We start from the raw sequence: 15976 nt of genomic DNA, 5'->3' as shown, positions 1-15976 counted from the left end.
GCGATGCTGCGCGACTTTGGCACCGTTGAACCCGGCTCGCTGAGCGGTCCTTACGATCTCTGCGTCGCCGGGACAGGACCGGCAGGCATGACCGTTGCGCTGAAGGTCGCGGCGGCGGGTGGCCGGGTCCTTCTCCTCGAAGGTGGTGGCCTCGGCCCGACGCCCGAGAGCCGCGCGGTCTATGAAGGCCGCAATGTCGGCACGGTCCCCTACGGCCATATCGAGACCTGCCGCCTGCGCCAATTCGGCGGCACGTCCGGTCACTGGGCAGGCCGCTGCGCGATCTTCGACCGCGTTGATTTCGAGCAGCGCGACATCTTCGATCTCCCCGGCTGGCCGATCAGCTACGACGAGACCTACCGCCACCTCGACGAGGCGAAGTCGATCCTTGACATCCCTGACGCGGAGTTGACGCTCGAGCCCGCCACTCCGTGGGCGGAAGGCCCTTTCCGCATCGGCGCCTATGCGATGAGCCCGCCGACCCGCTTCGGCGTGAAGTACAAGGCAGAGCTCGAAGCCTCCGGGAATATCGACTGCCTCTACAACGCCAACGTCACCGACCTGCGCCTCGATGAGAACGGCGAGCGCATCAGCGCTGTTGTCATCACCGGCTATGACGGACGCGAAGAAATCGTCGAGGCTGCGGAGTTCGTCATCGCCTTTGGTGCGATGGAGAACGCCCGCTTCCTCCTCAATGCGAACACACAGCGCACGGAAGGTCTCGGTAACCAGAACGACATGGTCGGCCGGACCTTCATGGAGCATTTCAACGTCGATTTCGGCAAGGTGCTGACGACCGACGAGCGCTTCTGGTCCGAGTTCGTCGAAGAGGATGGCCGCACGCCGCCGCTGATGCCGACCGTCGCGAAGATGCAGGATGCTGACATCGGCAATGGCATCATCACCATGATCTCCGCGGCGCAGCAGCGCTATTACGGACGCCTCGCGCCTTATCGCGAAGCCCGCCGCGCCATCATCTGCGGCGTGAAGCCCCTTCGCGCCAGGGTGCAGGAGAATGACAGCTCGCTGACGTGCAAGGATGAATACTTCATCGGGACGCTGACGGAACAGGTCCCAAACAGGGAAAGCCGGATCCTCGTCGATCCCGACGACCGCGACCAGTTCGGCAAGCCGAAGCTCCTCCTCCAGTACGAGGTCACAGACCAGGACTGGAAGACGATCGAGAGCCACGCCTTCGAGCTTGGCAAGCTCCTTGCGGGAAAGGACATCGCGCGGCTCCGTGTCCGCGAAGGGCTTCTCGACCGGACCATCGGCGTTGGCGCGCATTGCCACCACATGGGCACGACGCGCATGTCCGACGATGCGAAGGACGGCGTGGTGGACAAGGACTGTCGCGTCCACGGCATCCCGAATCTCTACATGGCAGGGGCATCGGTCTTCCCGACCGGCGGCGGCGTCAATCCGACGCTGACCCTCGTCAGCCTCGCCGTGCGCCTTGGCGAGCATCTCAACGCGAAGGCCGGCCGGCTGTGACAACAGGGCGGATTTGACATCCGCCCCGCATCAGGCGCTTTTTTTCTGGCCCGAGTGAACGCAAAGGAGCCTGCCATGACCCGAGGACGCATTCTGATCACCGGGGCAGGCAGCGGCATCGGCAGGGCCTGCGCGCTCTACCTCGCGGACGAGGGCTTCCACATCATCGCCGCAGGCCGCCGCCGCGAGCCGCTGGAGAAGCTGCAGGCCGAGCGGCCGGGCGCGATCTCCATCACGACCTTCGACGTCACCGATCCCGAGAGCATCGAACAGGCAATCCCGGAGATCAGCCCTGTCGACGGCCTCGTGAACAATGCCGGCGTCGCGGTGATGGGCCCGATCGAGGGCGTGCCACTGGAGGAGTGGCGCCGCCAGTTCGAAACCAACGTCTTCGGCGTGGCCAACATGTGCCGCGCTGTCTTGCCCCAGATGCGCCAGCGCGGCGAGGGCCGCATCGTCAATATCGGCTCGGTCACGGGAAGGCTCGTGCCGCCGTTCCAGGGCGTCTACGGAGCATCGAAACACGCCCTCGAAGGGCTTAACGACGCCCTGCGCCGGGAGCTGCGACCCTTCGGCATCAAGGTCAGCCTCATCCGGTCGGGCTTCGTCAACACGGGCTTCGGGGAGCAGGAGCAGGAGAGCCTCAAGCGCCACCGCATGGAGGCCTACGGCGCGTGGCATGACCGCTATGCCCGTTGGCATCTCGAAAAGGGCCACAAGGTTGCCCCCGACCCGGTCGTCGTGGCGCGGGAGGTCGAGAAGGCTCTCACCGACCCCAATCCGCGGACGCGCTATGCCTGCCCGGCCAGCGCCAAGCGGTTCCTGCTGATGCGCGCGATCCTGCCTGCCAAGATGGTGGACCGGATGATCGAGCGGACGATCATGTCTTGACTTCCGCTTCCAACAGTCGTGCGACCGAACCTTTCTTCCAACGTCGCGTAGCGTCTTTTCCATGATCCTTTCCGACGATCATCGCTTCGTCTTCCTGCACATTCCCAAATGCGCAGGCACCGCCGTCCGTCGGCAGCTCGAGGGTTTTGACACCACCGACGGCCGCTTCACCGGCATGATGGACCACGCGGTTCTCGGGCGGATCTACGGCACCCATGTCCCGCTGTCTGTCCTGCGCCAGCACTTCCCCGAAACCTTCGAGAGAGTGCGCACCTATCGCAGCTTCGCGATCATCCGTGATCCCAAGGAGCGCTTCCGCTCGGCCCTGGCTCAACGCTTGCGCGAGGTGAGGGGGGTGGAATTCGCGCACGCCGAAAGCGAACTCGTCGCTAGCGAAGCGCAGGCTGTGGTGCAGGAGCTTTCCAAGGGCGAGGAGATGCCGCCTGCCGCCTTCATCCACTTCCTGCCCCAACACCGGTGGGTCGAGCTCGACGGGGAGCGCATCACCGACGAGCTTTTCCCGATGCACGCCGTCGATCGCATGTTCGACGCCCTGAGCGCCCATATCGGCAAGCGTGTGGGCGAGCCGGCGAGGGCCAATGAAACCGTGGAACATCGCTTCCCCGGCCTCATCAAGGCAGCTCGAAGTACCAACAAGGCCCTGCGCGAGGCATTGCCCGAAGCCCCCTACAAGGCGATCCTCAACGTCGCGAAGCCGCTCCTCACCAAGAAAAACGGTGACGAGGCCCAACCCGTCCCCGGCGGGCCGGAGGTCGAGGCCTTCGTTGAACGCTACTACGCGCGGGATTTTGAGATTGCCGATGGGCTCTCCGGGCTGTCCAACTGACCAAACCGCAATCTGACGGCTTGTGAGCGGCCGAAATTGTGATAGCCGCTCATGTCGAACAACGAACCTGAGAGCGTACGCCCCGTGACGATTCCCGTTCTGATGCCTGCCCTGTCGCCCACCATGGAAGAGGGCACCCTCGCCAAATGGCTCAAGAAGGAGGGCGACACCGTCTCCTCCGGCGACATCTTGGCCGAGATCGAAACTGACAAGGCGACGATGGAAGTCGAAGCCGTGGACGAAGGAGTCCTTGGCAAAATCCTCGTGCCGGAGGGCACGGAGAACGTGAAGGTCAACGCGCCGATCGCTGTCCTGCTGGAGGATGGCGAGAGCGCTGACGACATCGACCTCGGCAATCTCGGTGCGCCTGCCGCCGCGCAGGCTGCGCCGCAGGAGGCTGCCAACGAAACCGAGCCGCAGCCCGAGAATATCGAACGTGCTGGACCGGGGTTCTCTGTCGGGTCCGATCCCGAGCTGCCCGAGGGCACCCAGATGGTCGAGACCACCGTTCGCGACGCCCTGCGCGATGCGATGGCCGAGGAAATGCGCCGCGACGAGACTGTTTTCATCATGGGTGAGGAGGTTGCCGAGTACCAGGGAGCCTACAAGGTCACGCGCGGCCTGCTTCAGGAATTTGGCGCGCGCCGGGTCGTCGACACGCCGATCACCGAATATGGCTTTGCCGGCCTCGGCGTTGGTGCGGCCTTTGCTGGCCTCAAGCCGATCGTCGAGTTCATGACGTTCAACTTCGCCATGCAGGCGATCGACCACATCATCAACTCGGCCGCCAAGACGCGCTACATGTCAGGCGGCCAGATGGGCTGCCCCATCGTCTTCCGCGGCCCCAACGCCGCGGCCAGCCGCGTGGCCGCCCAGCACTCGCAGGACTACGCCCCGTGGTACGGACACGTGCCGGGCCTTCTCGTCATCGCTCCGTACTCGGCAGCCGATGCGAAGGGGCTTCTCAAGGCCGCGATCCGCAACCCGAATCCGGTCGTCTTCCTCGAACACGAGATGCTTTATGGCGACAAGGGCGAGGTTCCTGATTACGACGACTACGTTCTTCCCATCGGCAAGGCGAAAGTCGTTCGTCAGGGCAAGGACGTGACCATCGTCTCCTATGCCCAGGGGATGAAGCGCGCCCTCGAAGCAGCTGCTCAGCTCGAAGCGGAGGGCATCGACCCGGAAGTCATCGACCTGCGCACGATCCGCCCGATGGACCGCGCAACGATCATCGAAAGCGTCAAGAAAACCAACCGTCTCGTCACGGTGGAGGAGGCCTGGGCTCCGATGGGCATCGGTGCCGAAGTCGGCTGGTCGGTCACTGAGGCAGCTTTTGACTATCTCGATGCCCCGCCGGCGCGGGTCACGCAGGAAGACGTCCCGCTGCCCTATGCCGCCAACCTCGAGAAGCTCAGCCTGCCGGACGCGGAGCGCGTGGTCGCTGCGGTGAAGAAGGTCCTCTACCGCTGATCCCGGCCCAAAGGATTGCCCCAAGGGTTTGCTAAGTCTTCGAAGCGTTCCTAACTGTCCGTCCATGTGAGCCGTGGAGGAGGACAGGGCGTGTTTGATTTTCTTTTCAATCCCAGCGGGCGGATCAGCCGGAAGGGCTACTGGATCGGGTTCCTGCTTCCCTACCTGGCGCTCACAGAACTCGCGCCCAGGCTTCTGGGCGGCGTTCCCGGTATGGGCGTCGTCTTCGGCCTCATCGCCCTCTTCTACCTCTGGCCGTCGGTCATCGCCGTCCCGTTCAAGCGGATGCATGATCTGGGCAAGTCCGGCTGGCTCTATCTGGGCGCGATGATCGTCGCTCTGGTCCTGATCGTCGCTGCTGTGGTCATGGGCGCGGGCCAGGCCGATGGCGGGTTCGAGGGTTTTGCCGCGCAGATGGAGAGCATGCCCGAAGACGAGGTCGGCATGTTCATGTTCGAGCTTGTCATGAAGTCGCCCGCCGCGATGGTGATGGGCGCGATGGCTTCGATCATCTACTTCGGCTTCGTCATCTACCTGCTGTTCTTCCCGGGACAGTCAGGACCGAACCAATATGGCAATGATCCGTTGGTAGGAGGTCGGGGTTTCGCCGACTGACGGCAGGGAGATGACCATATGCAGCGGTGGTTTGGCTTATTGTTCCTGACCGCCGCCTGCGCGTCAGGCGGGGAAGTCCGCCTGACCGGCCAGTTCACCACCGAAGCGCCTCCGCCCCAAGAAGTGCGGGTGATGCTCGACCCCCATTACGGGCACAGCGACTGCTCCAGGCACGGGCCTCTCGATGCGGAGGAGGTCGCTGCCAGCAATCCCTACCGGTCGAGCCGCCCCGACGATTTCGGCGTCTTTGAACCCCCCGCTTTCCCGGTTGAACGCGAGACGAAGATGCGTCGCCTGCCGGAGCCGTCCTTCTTCCTCGGCTTCTCCAATGAGCGCGACGTGATCTACGCTGTCGGCAGGCAGCATTCCGCGCTCCAGTACCGCGCCTTCGACGCTGCCACGAAGGAACCGCTCGACCGCGCAGGCACCTGCTGGAAGGTCGTCGACGGCGGCTACTCCAGGGCCAAGCGCTCTGTAGCCTTGCGAATCGTCATTGCGCCCAATTTCGACAGCCCGAAAGCGTGCCTGCCCCCTGGAACCTATGCGCCGGGATGGCTTGAAAGCGCGCCCTCTTTGGAGGAATGATCCAGCCAGAGGGCTAGGGGAGTTCCGGCATGAAAGGCATGGTCATCGATCCGCGCGGTCGGCTGAAGCGGCGCTGGTTCATCTATGATCTGATCCTGCCGAATATCGGGGCTGTTATCGCAATTCTCGCAATCCGTATCCTGGATCTCGGCATGGTCGGCGACCTCGCCATCGGTGGCATTGCGGCGCTCCTCCTCTGGTCGGCGAATTTCGCGGCACCTATGTCGAGGCTCCACGACCTCGGCGCGCCGGGCTGGATCCATCTTGTCGTCGTGGTTGTCGTCTTCCTGCTTTCGACCATCGGCCCTGTCTCCGGTCCTGGGGAGGCAGTCATCCGGGCAGGAGACTGGCTGAGCGTCGTCAGGGGCAATGATTCGCAGGTTCCGCCCGTCAGTGCGGAGTTCGCCCAGATCGGCGCGACCATCGGCGCGATCCAGTTCCTTGTCCTGGCCTTTTGGCCTGGCCAGGAAGGTGCCAATCGCTTCGGACCCGACCCCCGAGGCGAGAAGGACTCGTGAGCCCCAAAGACCTGTTGGAATTCTGGTTCAGCCCCAAGGGCCGCATCGACCGGCGCCAGCTGGCGCTCGGCATGCTGCTGCCGCTGTTTGGGGTGATGATTCTCATCGATCTTAGCAACAGCGCGGTTTTCACGGCGCTCGCCTGGGCCGTGATTGCCTGGCCGCTGTTCATCGCGACGCCGTGGAAGCGGCTTCACGACCAGGGCCGCACGGGCAAGTGGAACCTCGTCTTCCTCTTCGCCTATCTGATTGGTTTCGTCTTCCTCCTCGGCGAGTACGCCGCTGCTGAAGGGGGCTGGGCAAAGCTCTTTGACGGCCAGGATCCGGTCACCACCGACGATGACCTGACGGCCAATGGCCTTGGTGGTTTTTCGACCATTCTCATTTTCCTCCCGATCCATCTCTTTTGGCTGTATCTCATCCCTAGCCAGCGCGGCGACAATCGTTATGGTCCGCCGCCGCGAGCACCTCGGAGTTAGTCGATGCCCATCCCAGTTCTCATGCCCGCCCTGTCCCCGACGATGGAGGAGGGCACCCTTGCAAAGTGGCTCAAGAAAGAAGGCGATACGGTTTCTTCGGGCGACGTGATCGCCGAGATCGAGACCGACAAGGCGACCATGGAAGTCGAGGCGATCGACGAGGGCACCCTGGGCAAGATCCTTGTCCCGGAGGGCACAGAGAACGTTAAGGTCAACGAGCCCATCGCCGTGATCCTCGAGGATGGCGAGAGTGCCGACGACATCGACCTGTCCTCCCTCGGCGGCGGTGCGCAGGCCCAGCCCGAGCCCCAGCCGACCGCGGAAAGCAAGGCCGCGCAGGGCGCGACCGAACCGATGGCCGCAGCCTCCGCCGGCACGCCGGCACCAGGGCCGGTAGGCGGGCAGTCCGCGCCCTCGGGCGACGGGCGGATCAAGGCTTCGCCGCTGGCCAAGCGCCTGGCCAAACAGGAAGGCATCGACCTTGCGGCCATCAAGGGCACAGGCCCGCACGGGCGTATCGTCAAGCGCGACATCGAGAACGCACTGAAGGAAGGCGTTGGCGCGCCCGCGGCCTCGGCTCCGGCTGCAATGCCCGCCGCTGGCATTGACGAGCGTCTCTATCCGGCGGACAGCTATGTGGCGGTCAAAAACGATGGCATGCGAAAGACCATCGCCAAGCGCCTGCACCAGAGCTTCAACCAGGAAGTCCCGCACTTCCCTCTCAACATCGATGTGGAGCTTACCAACCTCCTCAATGCCCGTGCACGGATCAATGCTGCATCGCCGCCCAAGGGCGAGGAAGGCTTTTACAAGCTTTCGGTCAACGACTTCATCCTGAAGGCTTCGGCCATGGCGCTGAAGGCCGTGCCGCAGGCCAATGCGACCTACACGGACGAGGCGATCCTTCTCCACAAGCACGCCGATATCGGCGTTGCCGTGGCCATTGAAGGGGGGCTCATCACCCCGATCGTCTGGAAGGCCGAAACCAAGGGCCTCCTGCAGATCTCGGCCGAGGTGAAGGATATGGCCAAGCGCGCCCGCGAGAAGAAGCTCAAGCCGGAAGAATACCAGGGCGGCACCTTCTCGGTCTCGAATCTCGGGATGTTCGGCATCAAGAGCTTCGCCTCGATCGTGAACCAGCCCCACGGCGCGATCATGTCGGTCGGTGCAGCGGAGGAGAGGGCGGTCGTCCGGGACGGCCAGATCGTCATCCGTACGATGATGACCGTGACCCTGACCTGCGATCACCGCGTTGTCGATGGTGCAACGGGCGCGGAGTTCCTGCAGAAGTTCAAGCTCTTCTGCGAAGACCCCGCGGCGATGCTGCTCTAAGCTTGGTAAGCGCAAGGGAAGATGTCGCTGAGATTAGCTTTGAGATTTATACTGACGATTTTTCTGTCGGTATCGATCTCTGGGTGCGGCGGAGCCTATGAGAAACGCGTTGATGCATTCTATTATCCGGATGCGAACGACCTTACCCAATTGGTAAGAGCCCTCGACATCGGAACCGTTGAAGCCTGCCGCGATTGGGCTAGCGCGCAAGCAGCTTCGTCTGGTGACCCATACATGCAACGAAGCACCTACGAATGCGGAATTGATCCTCGCAAAGACCAAGACATGCTGCCTCTCACGATATATCGTGAGACCGTCCAGTAGGCGTGCAATCTCGCGCGAGAAGCGATCTTCTGCTTGGAGCGGCCTAAGCCCGCTGAGGCTTCCGCTTCCGCGCGACCATGTTCAGGTATCGAATTCGCTGGCTCGCCGTGCGCGTGAAGAGGAACGGGAACACCGCGTGCACGAGGCAGCAAATGCCCGTCCCGATCATCAGCCAGCCGATTTTGTTCGCCTGCTTCGCGTGACCCACATAGGTCTCGCCGACGCTTTCAGGATGGCCCTTGAAAGCTTCTTTGATAGCGGTCGTTTCACCCATGGACATGAGCATAGCTTACCACACCGTCAGAGCTGCTGCACGCGACGATCTCTAAACAGCCCTTCGGGGCAAAAAGAAGGCGCGCGGGGCCACCCGGCGCGCCTTCCAGATCAGCGAGCTCTTTTGAGCTCGAGCCTCGTCCTGTGGAGGATCGGCTCGGTATAACCGGAAGGCTGCTTCGCGCCTTCGAAGATCAGTTCGCTGGCGGCCCGGAAGGCCAGGGAGCCGTCATAGTCAGGGGCCATGTTCCTGTAGGTCGGATCACCTGCGTTCTGGCCATCCACCTTGATCGCCATGCGCTTCAGGGTCTCGCGGACCTGGTCCTCGGTGACGATGCCATGTTCGAGCCAGTTCGCGACGTGCTGCGAGCTGATCCGGCAGGTGGCGCGGTCCTCCATCAGGCCGACATCGTGATAGTCGGGCACCTTGGAACAGCCGACGCCATGATCGACCCAGCGGACGACATAGCCGAGGATGCCCTGGCAGTTGTTCTGCAGTTCTTCCTGCACCTGCCGGTCCGACCAGCTCTTGGGATCGCCCAGCGGCACGGTGAGGATGTCCGAAAGCTTCGCCCGCGGACGGTCACGCAGCTCTTCCTGCACGGCATCGACATCGACGGCGTGGTAGTGCAGCGCGTGCAGCGTCGCGCCGGTGGGCGAGGGGACCCAGGCACAGTCCGCGCCTGCTTTCGGGTGGCCGATCTTCTGTTCGAGCATGTCGGCCATCAGGTCCGGCATCGCCCACATGCCCTTGCCGATCTGGGCCCGGCCCTGGAAGCCGCATGCGAGGCCGATGTCGACGTTCCACGCCTCATAGGCGATCATGAACGGGGCGGTCTTGATCTCCGCCTTGCGCATGAAAGGCCCGGCTTTCATCGAGGTGTGGATCTCGTCCCCGGTGCGGTCGAGGAAGCCGGTGTTGATGAAGATCACGCGGTCCTTGGCCTGGCGGATGCACTCCTTGAGGTTCACCGTGGTGCGGCGTTCCTCATCCATGATACCGATCTTGAGGGTCTTCGCAGGGAGGCCCATCGCTTTCTCCGCGTCTTCGAAGAGAGCGATGGCGAAGGCCACCTCTTCTGGCCCGTGCATCTTCGGCTTCACGATGTAAGTCGAGCCGTGCACGGAGTTCTTCCTTTCGCCGACATCGTACTTGGCGAGAAGCGCGGTGACACAGGCATCGAGCATGCCTTCGAACATCTCGTCGCCATTCGGCAGGCGCACGGCAGGGGTGCGCATCAGGTGCCCGACATTCCGGATCAGCATCAGGACCCGGCCCTTGAGGACCAGTTCGGAGCCGTCCGACGCCTTGTAGACCCGGTCTTCATTGAGGCCGCGCGACACCGTCTGGCCACCCTTTTCGAAGCTGGTGGTCAGGTCACCTTTCAGCAGGCCGAGATAATTGGCGTAGACCTCGGCCTTGTCCTCTCCGTCCACCGCGGCGACGGAGTCCTCGCAGTCCATGATCGTGGTGATCGCGCTTTCGAGGTGGATGTCGGCGAGACCAGAGGGGTCATCCTTGCCGACCGGATGGCTGCGATCGATGCGCAGCTCGGCGTGAAGGCCGTTATTACGGAGAAGGATGGTGGCCGGATCGCTGTCGCTGCCCTGGTAGCCACGGAACTTGCTCGGTTCTTCGAGAAAGGCGGCTTTGCCGCCGGGCAGGTCGGCGACGAGATGGCCACCCTGCACGGTGTACCGGGTCACGTCAGCATGCCTGCCCTCCGTGAGCGGAAAATGCTCGTCGAGGAAGTTCTTCGCGAATTCGATGACCTTGGCGCCGCGCTTCGGGTTATATCCCTTGCCCTTTTCCGCGCCGCCTTCCTCGGGGATGACGTCGGTGCCATAGAGAGCGTCGTAGAGCGAGCCCCATCGGGCATTCGCGGCGTTGAGGGCGTAGCGGGCGTTCTTGACGGGGACGACGAGCTGCGGGCCGTTGATTTCGGCGATTTCGGGGTCGACGCCGGTGGTCTCGATCGCGAAGTCGGGGCCTTCGTCGACGATGTAGCCGATCTCGCGCAAGAATTTCTCCTGCTCAGCCGGGCCCTGCGGTCCGTTCTCGATGTACCAGGCGTCGATCTTCGACTGGAGGTCCTCCCGCTTCTGGAGCAGTGCCTCATTCGTGCCTGTATGCTTTTCGGCGATCTTCGCCACGGCGCGCCAGAAGTCCTCGACGGACATGCCTGCGCCCTGCGCTGCGCCTGCGATGAAGTCGTAGAGTGGTTTCTCGACCTCAAGTCCTGCGACGGAGATGGTCTCGGTCATGGAGTTATCCTCGTTGATCTGCGCCTCAGCTAGCTTGCTGCGGCGTAAGAGGCAAAGGTTAGGGGAGGTTAGACACCGCCGAAGGATCGAAGGGCCGCGCGCGCGATCTCTTCGCCCCACTCCTGGACGAAGTGGCCGGCCTCTTTGATGACCATCGGCTCGGGGCAGCCTTTGATCTCTGCTTGCAGGCGGCGCATCGGTTTCTCGCCCAGGACGGGATCGGCGGCGCCGATGGCCATGAAGCTCTCGCCCTGCCATCCGTTCCAGAATGCGAGCGCCTTGCGACCGACCGCGTAGCCGTCCTGCTTCTCGGAAAAGGGGACGAGAAGGGGGAAGACGATCGCGGCGGCTTTGTAGCTTTTGTCCGGGAAAGGCGCGTCATAGGCGGCGATTTCACCCTCGGTCAGCATCTGGCCCGAGCCCATGTTGAGAATATGGCCTACGGGCATGTCATCCGTCCGCTGAGAGATCGCTTGCCAGCGGCCAAAGCCCGTCTGGCGTTCATCGGCGGGACGCTCGAGATCGGCGGCGACGATGCTGCTTTCGGGCTCCATCGGCAGAGCCGTGTTCATGACGAGGAGCCGCTTACAGCGCTCAGGTTCCTCCATCGGCAGGGTCAGGCCGAGGACGCCGCCCCAGTCCTGGCAGACGAGCGTGATGTCGGTGAGGTCGAGCTGCTTGATCAGCTCGAGGAGCGATCTGCGGTGGAAGGAATAGGAATACTCTTCTTGCGTCTTGAGCTTGTCGGACCGGCCGAAACCGAAAAGGTCCGGGGCCACCACCCGCGCCCCGGCGTCGAGGAAGACTGGGATCATCTTCCGGTAGAGATAAGACCAGCTCGGCTCGCCATGAAGACAGAGAAAGACCGGCGCGTCCTTAGGGCCCTCGTCGATATAGGCCATGCGCAGGCCCTCATAGCCAGGCATGTTCTTGAGATAATGCGGCGCGTACGGAAAGCCTGGCAGGTTCTCGAAGCGTTCATCAGGCGTGCGCAGGGCATCGTAGGCCATGGTCTCTCCCTTATATCGTTGCGCCCATCTTCGCGGGCCTTCGGTCAGGCGTCACCTTAGTTATCCTGTACCCCGTGGCGAGGGATCATGACACTTGCGCTTGGCCGAAGAAGGGCTAGCTCCGCACCATGGATTTGAAAGACGCGATCCTTTCGCTCCTTGAGGAGCGCGAGCCGGGCAAGACGATCTGCCCTTCCGAGGCTGCACGGCGCGCGGCGGGGGAGGGCGCGTGGCGGCCCCTGATGAAGCCGGTCCGGCAAGCCGGGCGCGAGCTCGCCGCCGAGGGCCGGATCGAGGTCACGAAGAAGGGCAAGCCCGTCGATGCCGAGACCGTGAAAGGCGTGATCCGCTACCGCTTGAAAGGCCCGGGAAATGTCTGATCCGAAACTCGACGAGGTGGAAGCGCTGCTCCGCGATGTGGCGGACCGGGTGATCCTGCCGCGCTTCCGCTCGCTTTCCGATGGCGACATCGAGGAGAAGAACGGACCCGGCGACCTCGTGACGATCGCGGACCGGGAGGCGGAAGAGCTGCTGACGCCTGCGTTCAAGAAGCTGGCTCCCGGCTCGACCGTCGTGGGCGAGGAAGCCGTCAGCCAAGGGAAAATCTCGATCGATGCGCTACACTCGGAAGGCGATCTCTGGCTGGTGGATCCTGTCGACGGCACGTGGAACTTCGTTCAGGGATCGGAGCGTTTCGGGGTGATGTGCGCCTTCATCCGCAACCGTGAAGTGGTGAAGAGCTGGATCCTCTTTCCCGTGGACGGCCGCTGCATGGTCGCGGAGAAGGGCGCAGGCGCCACTTTCGGGGGCGAGCGCCTCGGCCTGCATCCGGCGAAACCGTGGGCGGAGGCCCGTGGCGATTTCAGTCCGGTTTATGTCGATGAGCCCTACCGCTCGGCTTTCGCCCAAGCCGTGGAGGAGAGTGCGGGCGCTCGTGCGGGGCATTGCTCCGCCTACGCCTATGGCGACCTCGCGCGTGGCCTGATCGACTATGTCGTCCAGTACAAGATGACGCCGTGGGACCACGCGCCGGGGCAACTCCTCGTCGAGGAGGCGGGCGGCCGTTTCGGCTTCCTGCCAGGCGGGGAGCCCTACACGCCTGTCGGCCGGGGCGACCGCCCGATGCTCGGGACTGCCAGCGCGGAGGCTTGGCAGGGGTATGCGGATCGCCTCATGGCGGCCACCTGACAGTTTGCTACGGGCTGCGAAGAAGCCTATCTTCGCGGCCAACCAAGGGAGAGAACACCATGGCTGACGAACGCCGCCTCGACGACAATGACGACGACAAGGTCTCGCCGGACCGTCCGACGCCTGTCATCGACAAGAACCTCTTCGCCTCGCGCCAGGTCCTGATCGTCGGTCAGATCACCATGGATCTTGCGCGGGACGTCTGCCAGCGCCTCCTCGCGCTCGCCCACGCTTCGGATGATCCGATCACGGTCATTGTTTCCTCGCCGGGCGGACACGTCGAATCGGGCGACATGATCCATGACACGATCAAGTTCATCAAACCGAAGGTGAGCATGCTCGGTATGGGCTGGGTCGCTTCGGCTGGCGCGTTGATTTACATCTCCGTGCCTAAGGAGCGCCGGTTCTGCACGCAGAACACCCGATTCCTCCTCCACCAGCCCTCCGGCGGCGCAGGCGGTCCGGCTTCGGATATCGAGATCCAGGCGCGCGAGATCATCCGTATGCGCGATCGTCTCAACAGGCTCTTCGCCGAGGCCACGGGCCAGTCCTTCGAGAAGATCGAGCAAGACACCGACCGCGACCACTGGATGTCCCCGGAAGAGGCCATCGACTACGGCTTGGTCAATAAGGTGGTGCACAGCGCCACCGAGCTGCCGGGCTAGGTCCTAGTCCTTGAGACGGACCGTAGACTGACGCTCCCGGTTGACGTGCAGTTGCAGCACGTCGGGCCGGGAGTAGTGACCCACACTATCGAAGTTATGCCGCTCTCGCCGCACTGCGCCATGATCGAGCGTGGCGATGAGAAGGGCCTCCCTGTCATTGATCGGCGGGATCAGCCACTTGCCGTCAGGCCCGGCAATGCAGCTCCCGCCACGGGCAAAGAGCAGGTCGGACTGCTTCATCTCGTCCGCCCCCGGAAGGTCGAGAGCAATGGTCTTGGGATCCATGAAGCCCGATACTGACAGCGCGAAGCTGCGCCCCTCGCGGGCGATGACCGGGGTCAGGCTCTCCGTGTTCTGAGGTCCACCGGGCCAGACCGCGACGTGGAGATCCTCGCCTTGGCCGTAAAGCGCAGCACGCGCGAGGGGCAGCCAGTTCTCCCAGCAATTGAGCCCGCCCGCAGTGAACGGGCCGAGACGATGGACGCGCAGCCCGTTGCCATCGCCCTGTCCCCAGACGAGCCGCTCCTCATAGGTCGGCTGCAGTTTTCTGTGGGCGGAGCGTATCTCGCCGGTCTGGTCGATATAGGCGAGGGTGGCGTAGAGCGTGTGCCCGCCACGGTCGGGTGCCCGTTCCATCATGCCGAGATAGACCGCGATCCTGCGGTCTCTCGCGAGCTTCTGGATCTCGGCAAGATCACCGCGTTCGATGACCACACCCTGGTCGAGATAATGCGCGTACCAAGCTTTCTGGTCGTCGCTCTCGAAGACCGCCCCGTCGGTCCGCTCGACCCAGAAGGGGTAGCCGGGAAGGAGACCCTCGCCGAAGCAGACCATCTCCGTGCCGTTGTCCGCAGCGTGTTCGACGGTGGCGGCGACCTTCGCGGTCGTCGCCTTGCGATCGAGCCAGACCGGCGCGATCTGGCCGAGAGCGACAGTCAGGCCATCGCCTGCTTTCGGGGAGAGTGACGTTTCAGGGCGGATGATCTCGAGCTTGGTCACTTGGCTTTGGCCTCGGTCCAGTATTCCTCGAGCTCTTCGAGGCTGTGATCGCCGAACTCGCGCCCGGACCCTGCAACCCTGGCTTCGATATGGCGGAAACGCTTTTCGAATTTCTCATTGGTCCTGCGCAGGGCCGTCTCTGTGTCGATGCCCAGCCGGCGTCCGATATTGGCGACGCAGAAGGCGAGGTCGCCCAGCTCCTCCTCCGTGTGCACCATGTCGCCTGAGGCCATGGCCTCGCGCAGTTCGCCCAGCTCCTCTTCGAGCTTGTCGAGGATGTGCTCGGGCTTCTCCCATTCGAAACCGACCCGCGCTGCGCGCTTGGTGAGCTTCTCGGCACGGGTGAGGGCAGGAAGGCCGACGGGGACATCGGAGAGAAGGCTTTCGTCCTTGCCCTTCTCCGCGCGCTCCTTGGCCTTCATCTCCTCCCACAGCACGGTCTGGCCCTCGGCATCGCGTCCGTCGGGTTCTTCGAAGACGTGCGGGTGCCTGCTCACCATTTTGGTGACAATGCCCTCGACCACGTCCTCGAAGGTGAAGGCCCCGCGTTCCTTGGCCATCTGGGCGTGGAAGACGACCTGCAGGAGGAGATCGCCCAGCTCGTTGACAAGGTCGGCATCGGTGCCGTTCTCGATGGCGTCGACGACCTCATAAGCCTCTTCGATGCAGTAGCGCGCGATCGACTTGTGGTCCTGCTCCACATCCCAGGGACAGCCGCCATCGGGATCGCGCAGTTTCGCCATCAACTCCTTCAATCCATCGATCGAGCGAACGTCTTGGGGCGGGGTCTTGGCCATGGAAGAGGGCTCTCCAGCGATGCGGAGCCGTCGCCGTACAGTTTTTCGCGGCGACGGCCAAATGGGCTTGGGCGGCGGGATGCGGTTGCTTCCAGCCCGCCCGGCGGGATGATTGGCGCTCCGGTCCTCGCCTGTCACGCAGGATATCGCTTCGTGGTGTGCAGTGCAGAAGTCCGCTGGCTGAGCTTCGCCGCGAAGCTGCTTGGCAGCGCCCGTCCCCC

17 protein-coding genes are annotated in these 15976 nt (G+C 63.5%); 12 read left to right on the top strand and 5 right to left on the bottom strand.

The annotated features are described in order from the left end of the window. Positions 1-3 precede the first annotated feature (3 nt). The 9 genes from IE053_RS04050 (at position 4) to IE053_RS04010 (ending at position 8234) form a co-directional block, all read left to right on the top strand. A complete protein-coding gene (locus IE053_RS04050) occupies positions 4-1494 on the top strand; it encodes a GMC oxidoreductase (RefSeq protein WP_189572203.1) in 1491 nt (496 codons plus the stop codon). A 75-nt stretch (positions 1495-1569) separates the two neighbouring features. After that, entirely contained in the window at positions 1570-2385 is an 816-nt protein-coding gene (locus IE053_RS04045) for an SDR family oxidoreductase (RefSeq protein ID WP_189572200.1), read from the top strand. A gap of 61 nt (positions 2386-2446) precedes the next feature. After that, positions 2447-3232, top strand: coding sequence for a sulfotransferase family 2 domain-containing protein (locus IE053_RS04040; protein ID WP_189572197.1), 786 nt, complete (start codon positions 2447-2449; stop codon positions 3230-3232). 84 nt (positions 3233-3316) lie between these two features. After that, complete coding sequence (locus IE053_RS04035) at positions 3317-4705, top strand: pyruvate dehydrogenase complex E1 component subunit beta (RefSeq protein ID WP_189572193.1); 1389 nt, start codon at positions 3317-3319, stop codon at positions 4703-4705. Between the two features lie 90 nt (positions 4706-4795). Continuing rightward, a complete protein-coding gene (locus tag IE053_RS04030; RefSeq protein WP_189572190.1) occupies positions 4796-5320 on the top strand; it encodes a DUF805 domain-containing protein in 525 nt (174 codons plus the stop codon). Positions 5321-5338: 18 nt separating this feature from the next. Further along, positions 5339-5905, top strand: a complete 567-nt coding sequence (locus IE053_RS04025; RefSeq protein ID WP_189572187.1) for a hypothetical protein — start codon at positions 5339-5341, stop codon at positions 5903-5905. A 29-nt stretch (positions 5906-5934) separates the two neighbouring features. Next, on the top strand, positions 5935-6423 hold the full coding sequence (locus IE053_RS04020; RefSeq protein WP_189572184.1) for a DUF805 domain-containing protein: 489 nt from the start codon (positions 5935-5937) through the stop codon (positions 6421-6423). Beyond that, entirely contained in the window at positions 6420-6902 is a 483-nt protein-coding gene (locus tag IE053_RS04015; RefSeq protein ID WP_189572180.1) for a DUF805 domain-containing protein, read from the top strand. Before IE053_RS04020 ends, IE053_RS04015 begins: the two co-directional genes overlap by 4 nt. A 3-nt stretch (positions 6903-6905) precedes the next feature. Further along, a complete protein-coding gene (locus tag IE053_RS04010) occupies positions 6906-8234 on the top strand; it encodes a pyruvate dehydrogenase complex dihydrolipoamide acetyltransferase (RefSeq protein WP_189572176.1) in 1329 nt (442 codons plus the stop codon). 367 nt (positions 8235-8601) lie between these two features. Here IE053_RS04010 and IE053_RS04005 read toward each other — a convergent pair whose 3' ends face one another. From IE053_RS04005 to IE053_RS03995, 3 genes are all read right to left on the bottom strand, one after another. Beyond that, entirely contained in the window at positions 8602-8832 is a 231-nt protein-coding gene (locus IE053_RS04005) for a DUF6356 family protein (protein WP_189572173.1), read from the bottom strand. A gap of 110 nt (positions 8833-8942) precedes the next feature. Then, positions 8943-11096: a malate synthase G gene (locus IE053_RS04000; protein WP_189572169.1), complete on the bottom strand. Its 2154-nt coding sequence runs from the start codon at positions 11094-11096 to the stop codon at positions 8943-8945. Positions 11097-11164: 68 nt separating this feature from the next. After that, positions 11165-12106, bottom strand: coding sequence for a haloalkane dehalogenase (locus IE053_RS03995; protein WP_189572166.1), 942 nt, complete (start codon positions 12104-12106; stop codon positions 11165-11167). Positions 12107-12234: 128 nt separating this feature from the next. Here IE053_RS03995 and IE053_RS03990 point away from each other — a divergent pair, with 128 nt between their 5' ends. Genes IE053_RS03990 through IE053_RS03980 form a run of 3 tightly spaced genes read left to right on the top strand, consistent with a single transcriptional unit; the run spans position 12235 to position 13959 of the window. Then, the gene (locus IE053_RS03990) at positions 12235-12486 is read left to right on the top strand and encodes a DUF3253 domain-containing protein (RefSeq protein WP_189572163.1); all 252 of its coding nucleotides are present in this window, start codon (positions 12235-12237) and stop codon (positions 12484-12486) included. Continuing rightward, the gene (locus IE053_RS03985) at positions 12479-13294 is read left to right on the top strand and encodes an inositol monophosphatase family protein (RefSeq protein ID WP_189572160.1); all 816 of its coding nucleotides are present in this window, start codon (positions 12479-12481) and stop codon (positions 13292-13294) included. Before IE053_RS03990 ends, IE053_RS03985 begins: the two co-directional genes overlap by 8 nt. 59 nt (positions 13295-13353) lie before the next feature. Continuing rightward, entirely contained in the window at positions 13354-13959 is a 606-nt protein-coding gene (locus IE053_RS03980; RefSeq protein WP_189572157.1) for an ATP-dependent Clp protease proteolytic subunit, read from the top strand. Between the two features lie 3 nt (positions 13960-13962). Here the strand turns inward: IE053_RS03980 and IE053_RS03975 are convergent, their stop codons facing one another. Beyond that, positions 13963-14958, bottom strand: a complete 996-nt coding sequence (locus IE053_RS03975; RefSeq protein ID WP_189572154.1) for a carbon-nitrogen hydrolase family protein — start codon at positions 14956-14958, stop codon at positions 13963-13965. Then, positions 14955-15755 carry a nucleoside triphosphate pyrophosphohydrolase gene (gene mazG / locus IE053_RS03970; RefSeq protein WP_189572152.1) on the bottom strand — a complete coding sequence of 267 codons (801 nt, stop codon included), beginning with the start codon at positions 15753-15755 and terminating at the stop codon, positions 14955-14957. The genes IE053_RS03975 and mazG overlap by 4 nt, the downstream gene beginning before the upstream one ends. Positions 15756-15976 lie beyond the last annotated feature (221 nt).

The sequence above is a fragment of the Parvularcula lutaonensis genome, from assembly GCF_014651915.1.
GTDB classification, from domain to species: domain Bacteria; phylum Pseudomonadota; class Alphaproteobacteria; order Caulobacterales; family Parvularculaceae; genus Parvularcula; species Parvularcula lutaonensis.
The sequence above is the reverse complement of the archived record's forward strand: the minus strand, read 5'-3'. Positions and strand labels throughout refer to the sequence as shown.

Coding starts and splice junctions, on each gene's coding strand:
- mazG (WP_189572152.1), bottom strand. CDS start 15,755: ATGGCCAAGACCCCGCCCCAAGACGTTCGCTCGATCGATGGATTGAAG.
- IE053_RS04010 (WP_189572176.1), top strand. CDS start 6,906: ATGCCCATCCCAGTTCTCATGCCCGCCCTGTCCCCGACGATGGAGGAG.
- IE053_RS04025 (WP_189572187.1), top strand. CDS start 5,339: ATGCAGCGGTGGTTTGGCTTATTGTTCCTGACCGCCGCCTGCGCGTCA.
- IE053_RS03995 (WP_189572166.1), bottom strand. CDS start 12,106: ATGGCCTACGATGCCCTGCGCACGCCTGATGAACGCTTCGAGAACCTG.
- IE053_RS04005 (WP_189572173.1), bottom strand. CDS start 8,832: ATGGGTGAAACGACCGCTATCAAAGAAGCTTTCAAGGGCCATCCTGAA.
- IE053_RS03985 (WP_189572160.1), top strand. CDS start 12,479: ATGTCTGATCCGAAACTCGACGAGGTGGAAGCGCTGCTCCGCGATGTG.
- IE053_RS04040 (WP_189572197.1), top strand. CDS start 2,447: ATGATCCTTTCCGACGATCATCGCTTCGTCTTCCTGCACATTCCCAAA.
- IE053_RS04020 (WP_189572184.1), top strand. CDS start 5,935: ATGAAAGGCATGGTCATCGATCCGCGCGGTCGGCTGAAGCGGCGCTGG.
- IE053_RS03990 (WP_189572163.1), top strand. CDS start 12,235: ATGGATTTGAAAGACGCGATCCTTTCGCTCCTTGAGGAGCGCGAGCCG.
- IE053_RS04050 (WP_189572203.1), top strand. CDS start 4: ATGCTGCGCGACTTTGGCACCGTTGAACCCGGCTCGCTGAGCGGTCCT.
- IE053_RS03980 (WP_189572157.1), top strand. CDS start 13,354: ATGGCTGACGAACGCCGCCTCGACGACAATGACGACGACAAGGTCTCG.
- IE053_RS04045 (WP_189572200.1), top strand. CDS start 1,570: ATGACCCGAGGACGCATTCTGATCACCGGGGCAGGCAGCGGCATCGGC.
- IE053_RS04000 (WP_189572169.1), bottom strand. CDS start 11,096: ATGACCGAGACCATCTCCGTCGCAGGACTTGAGGTCGAGAAACCACTC.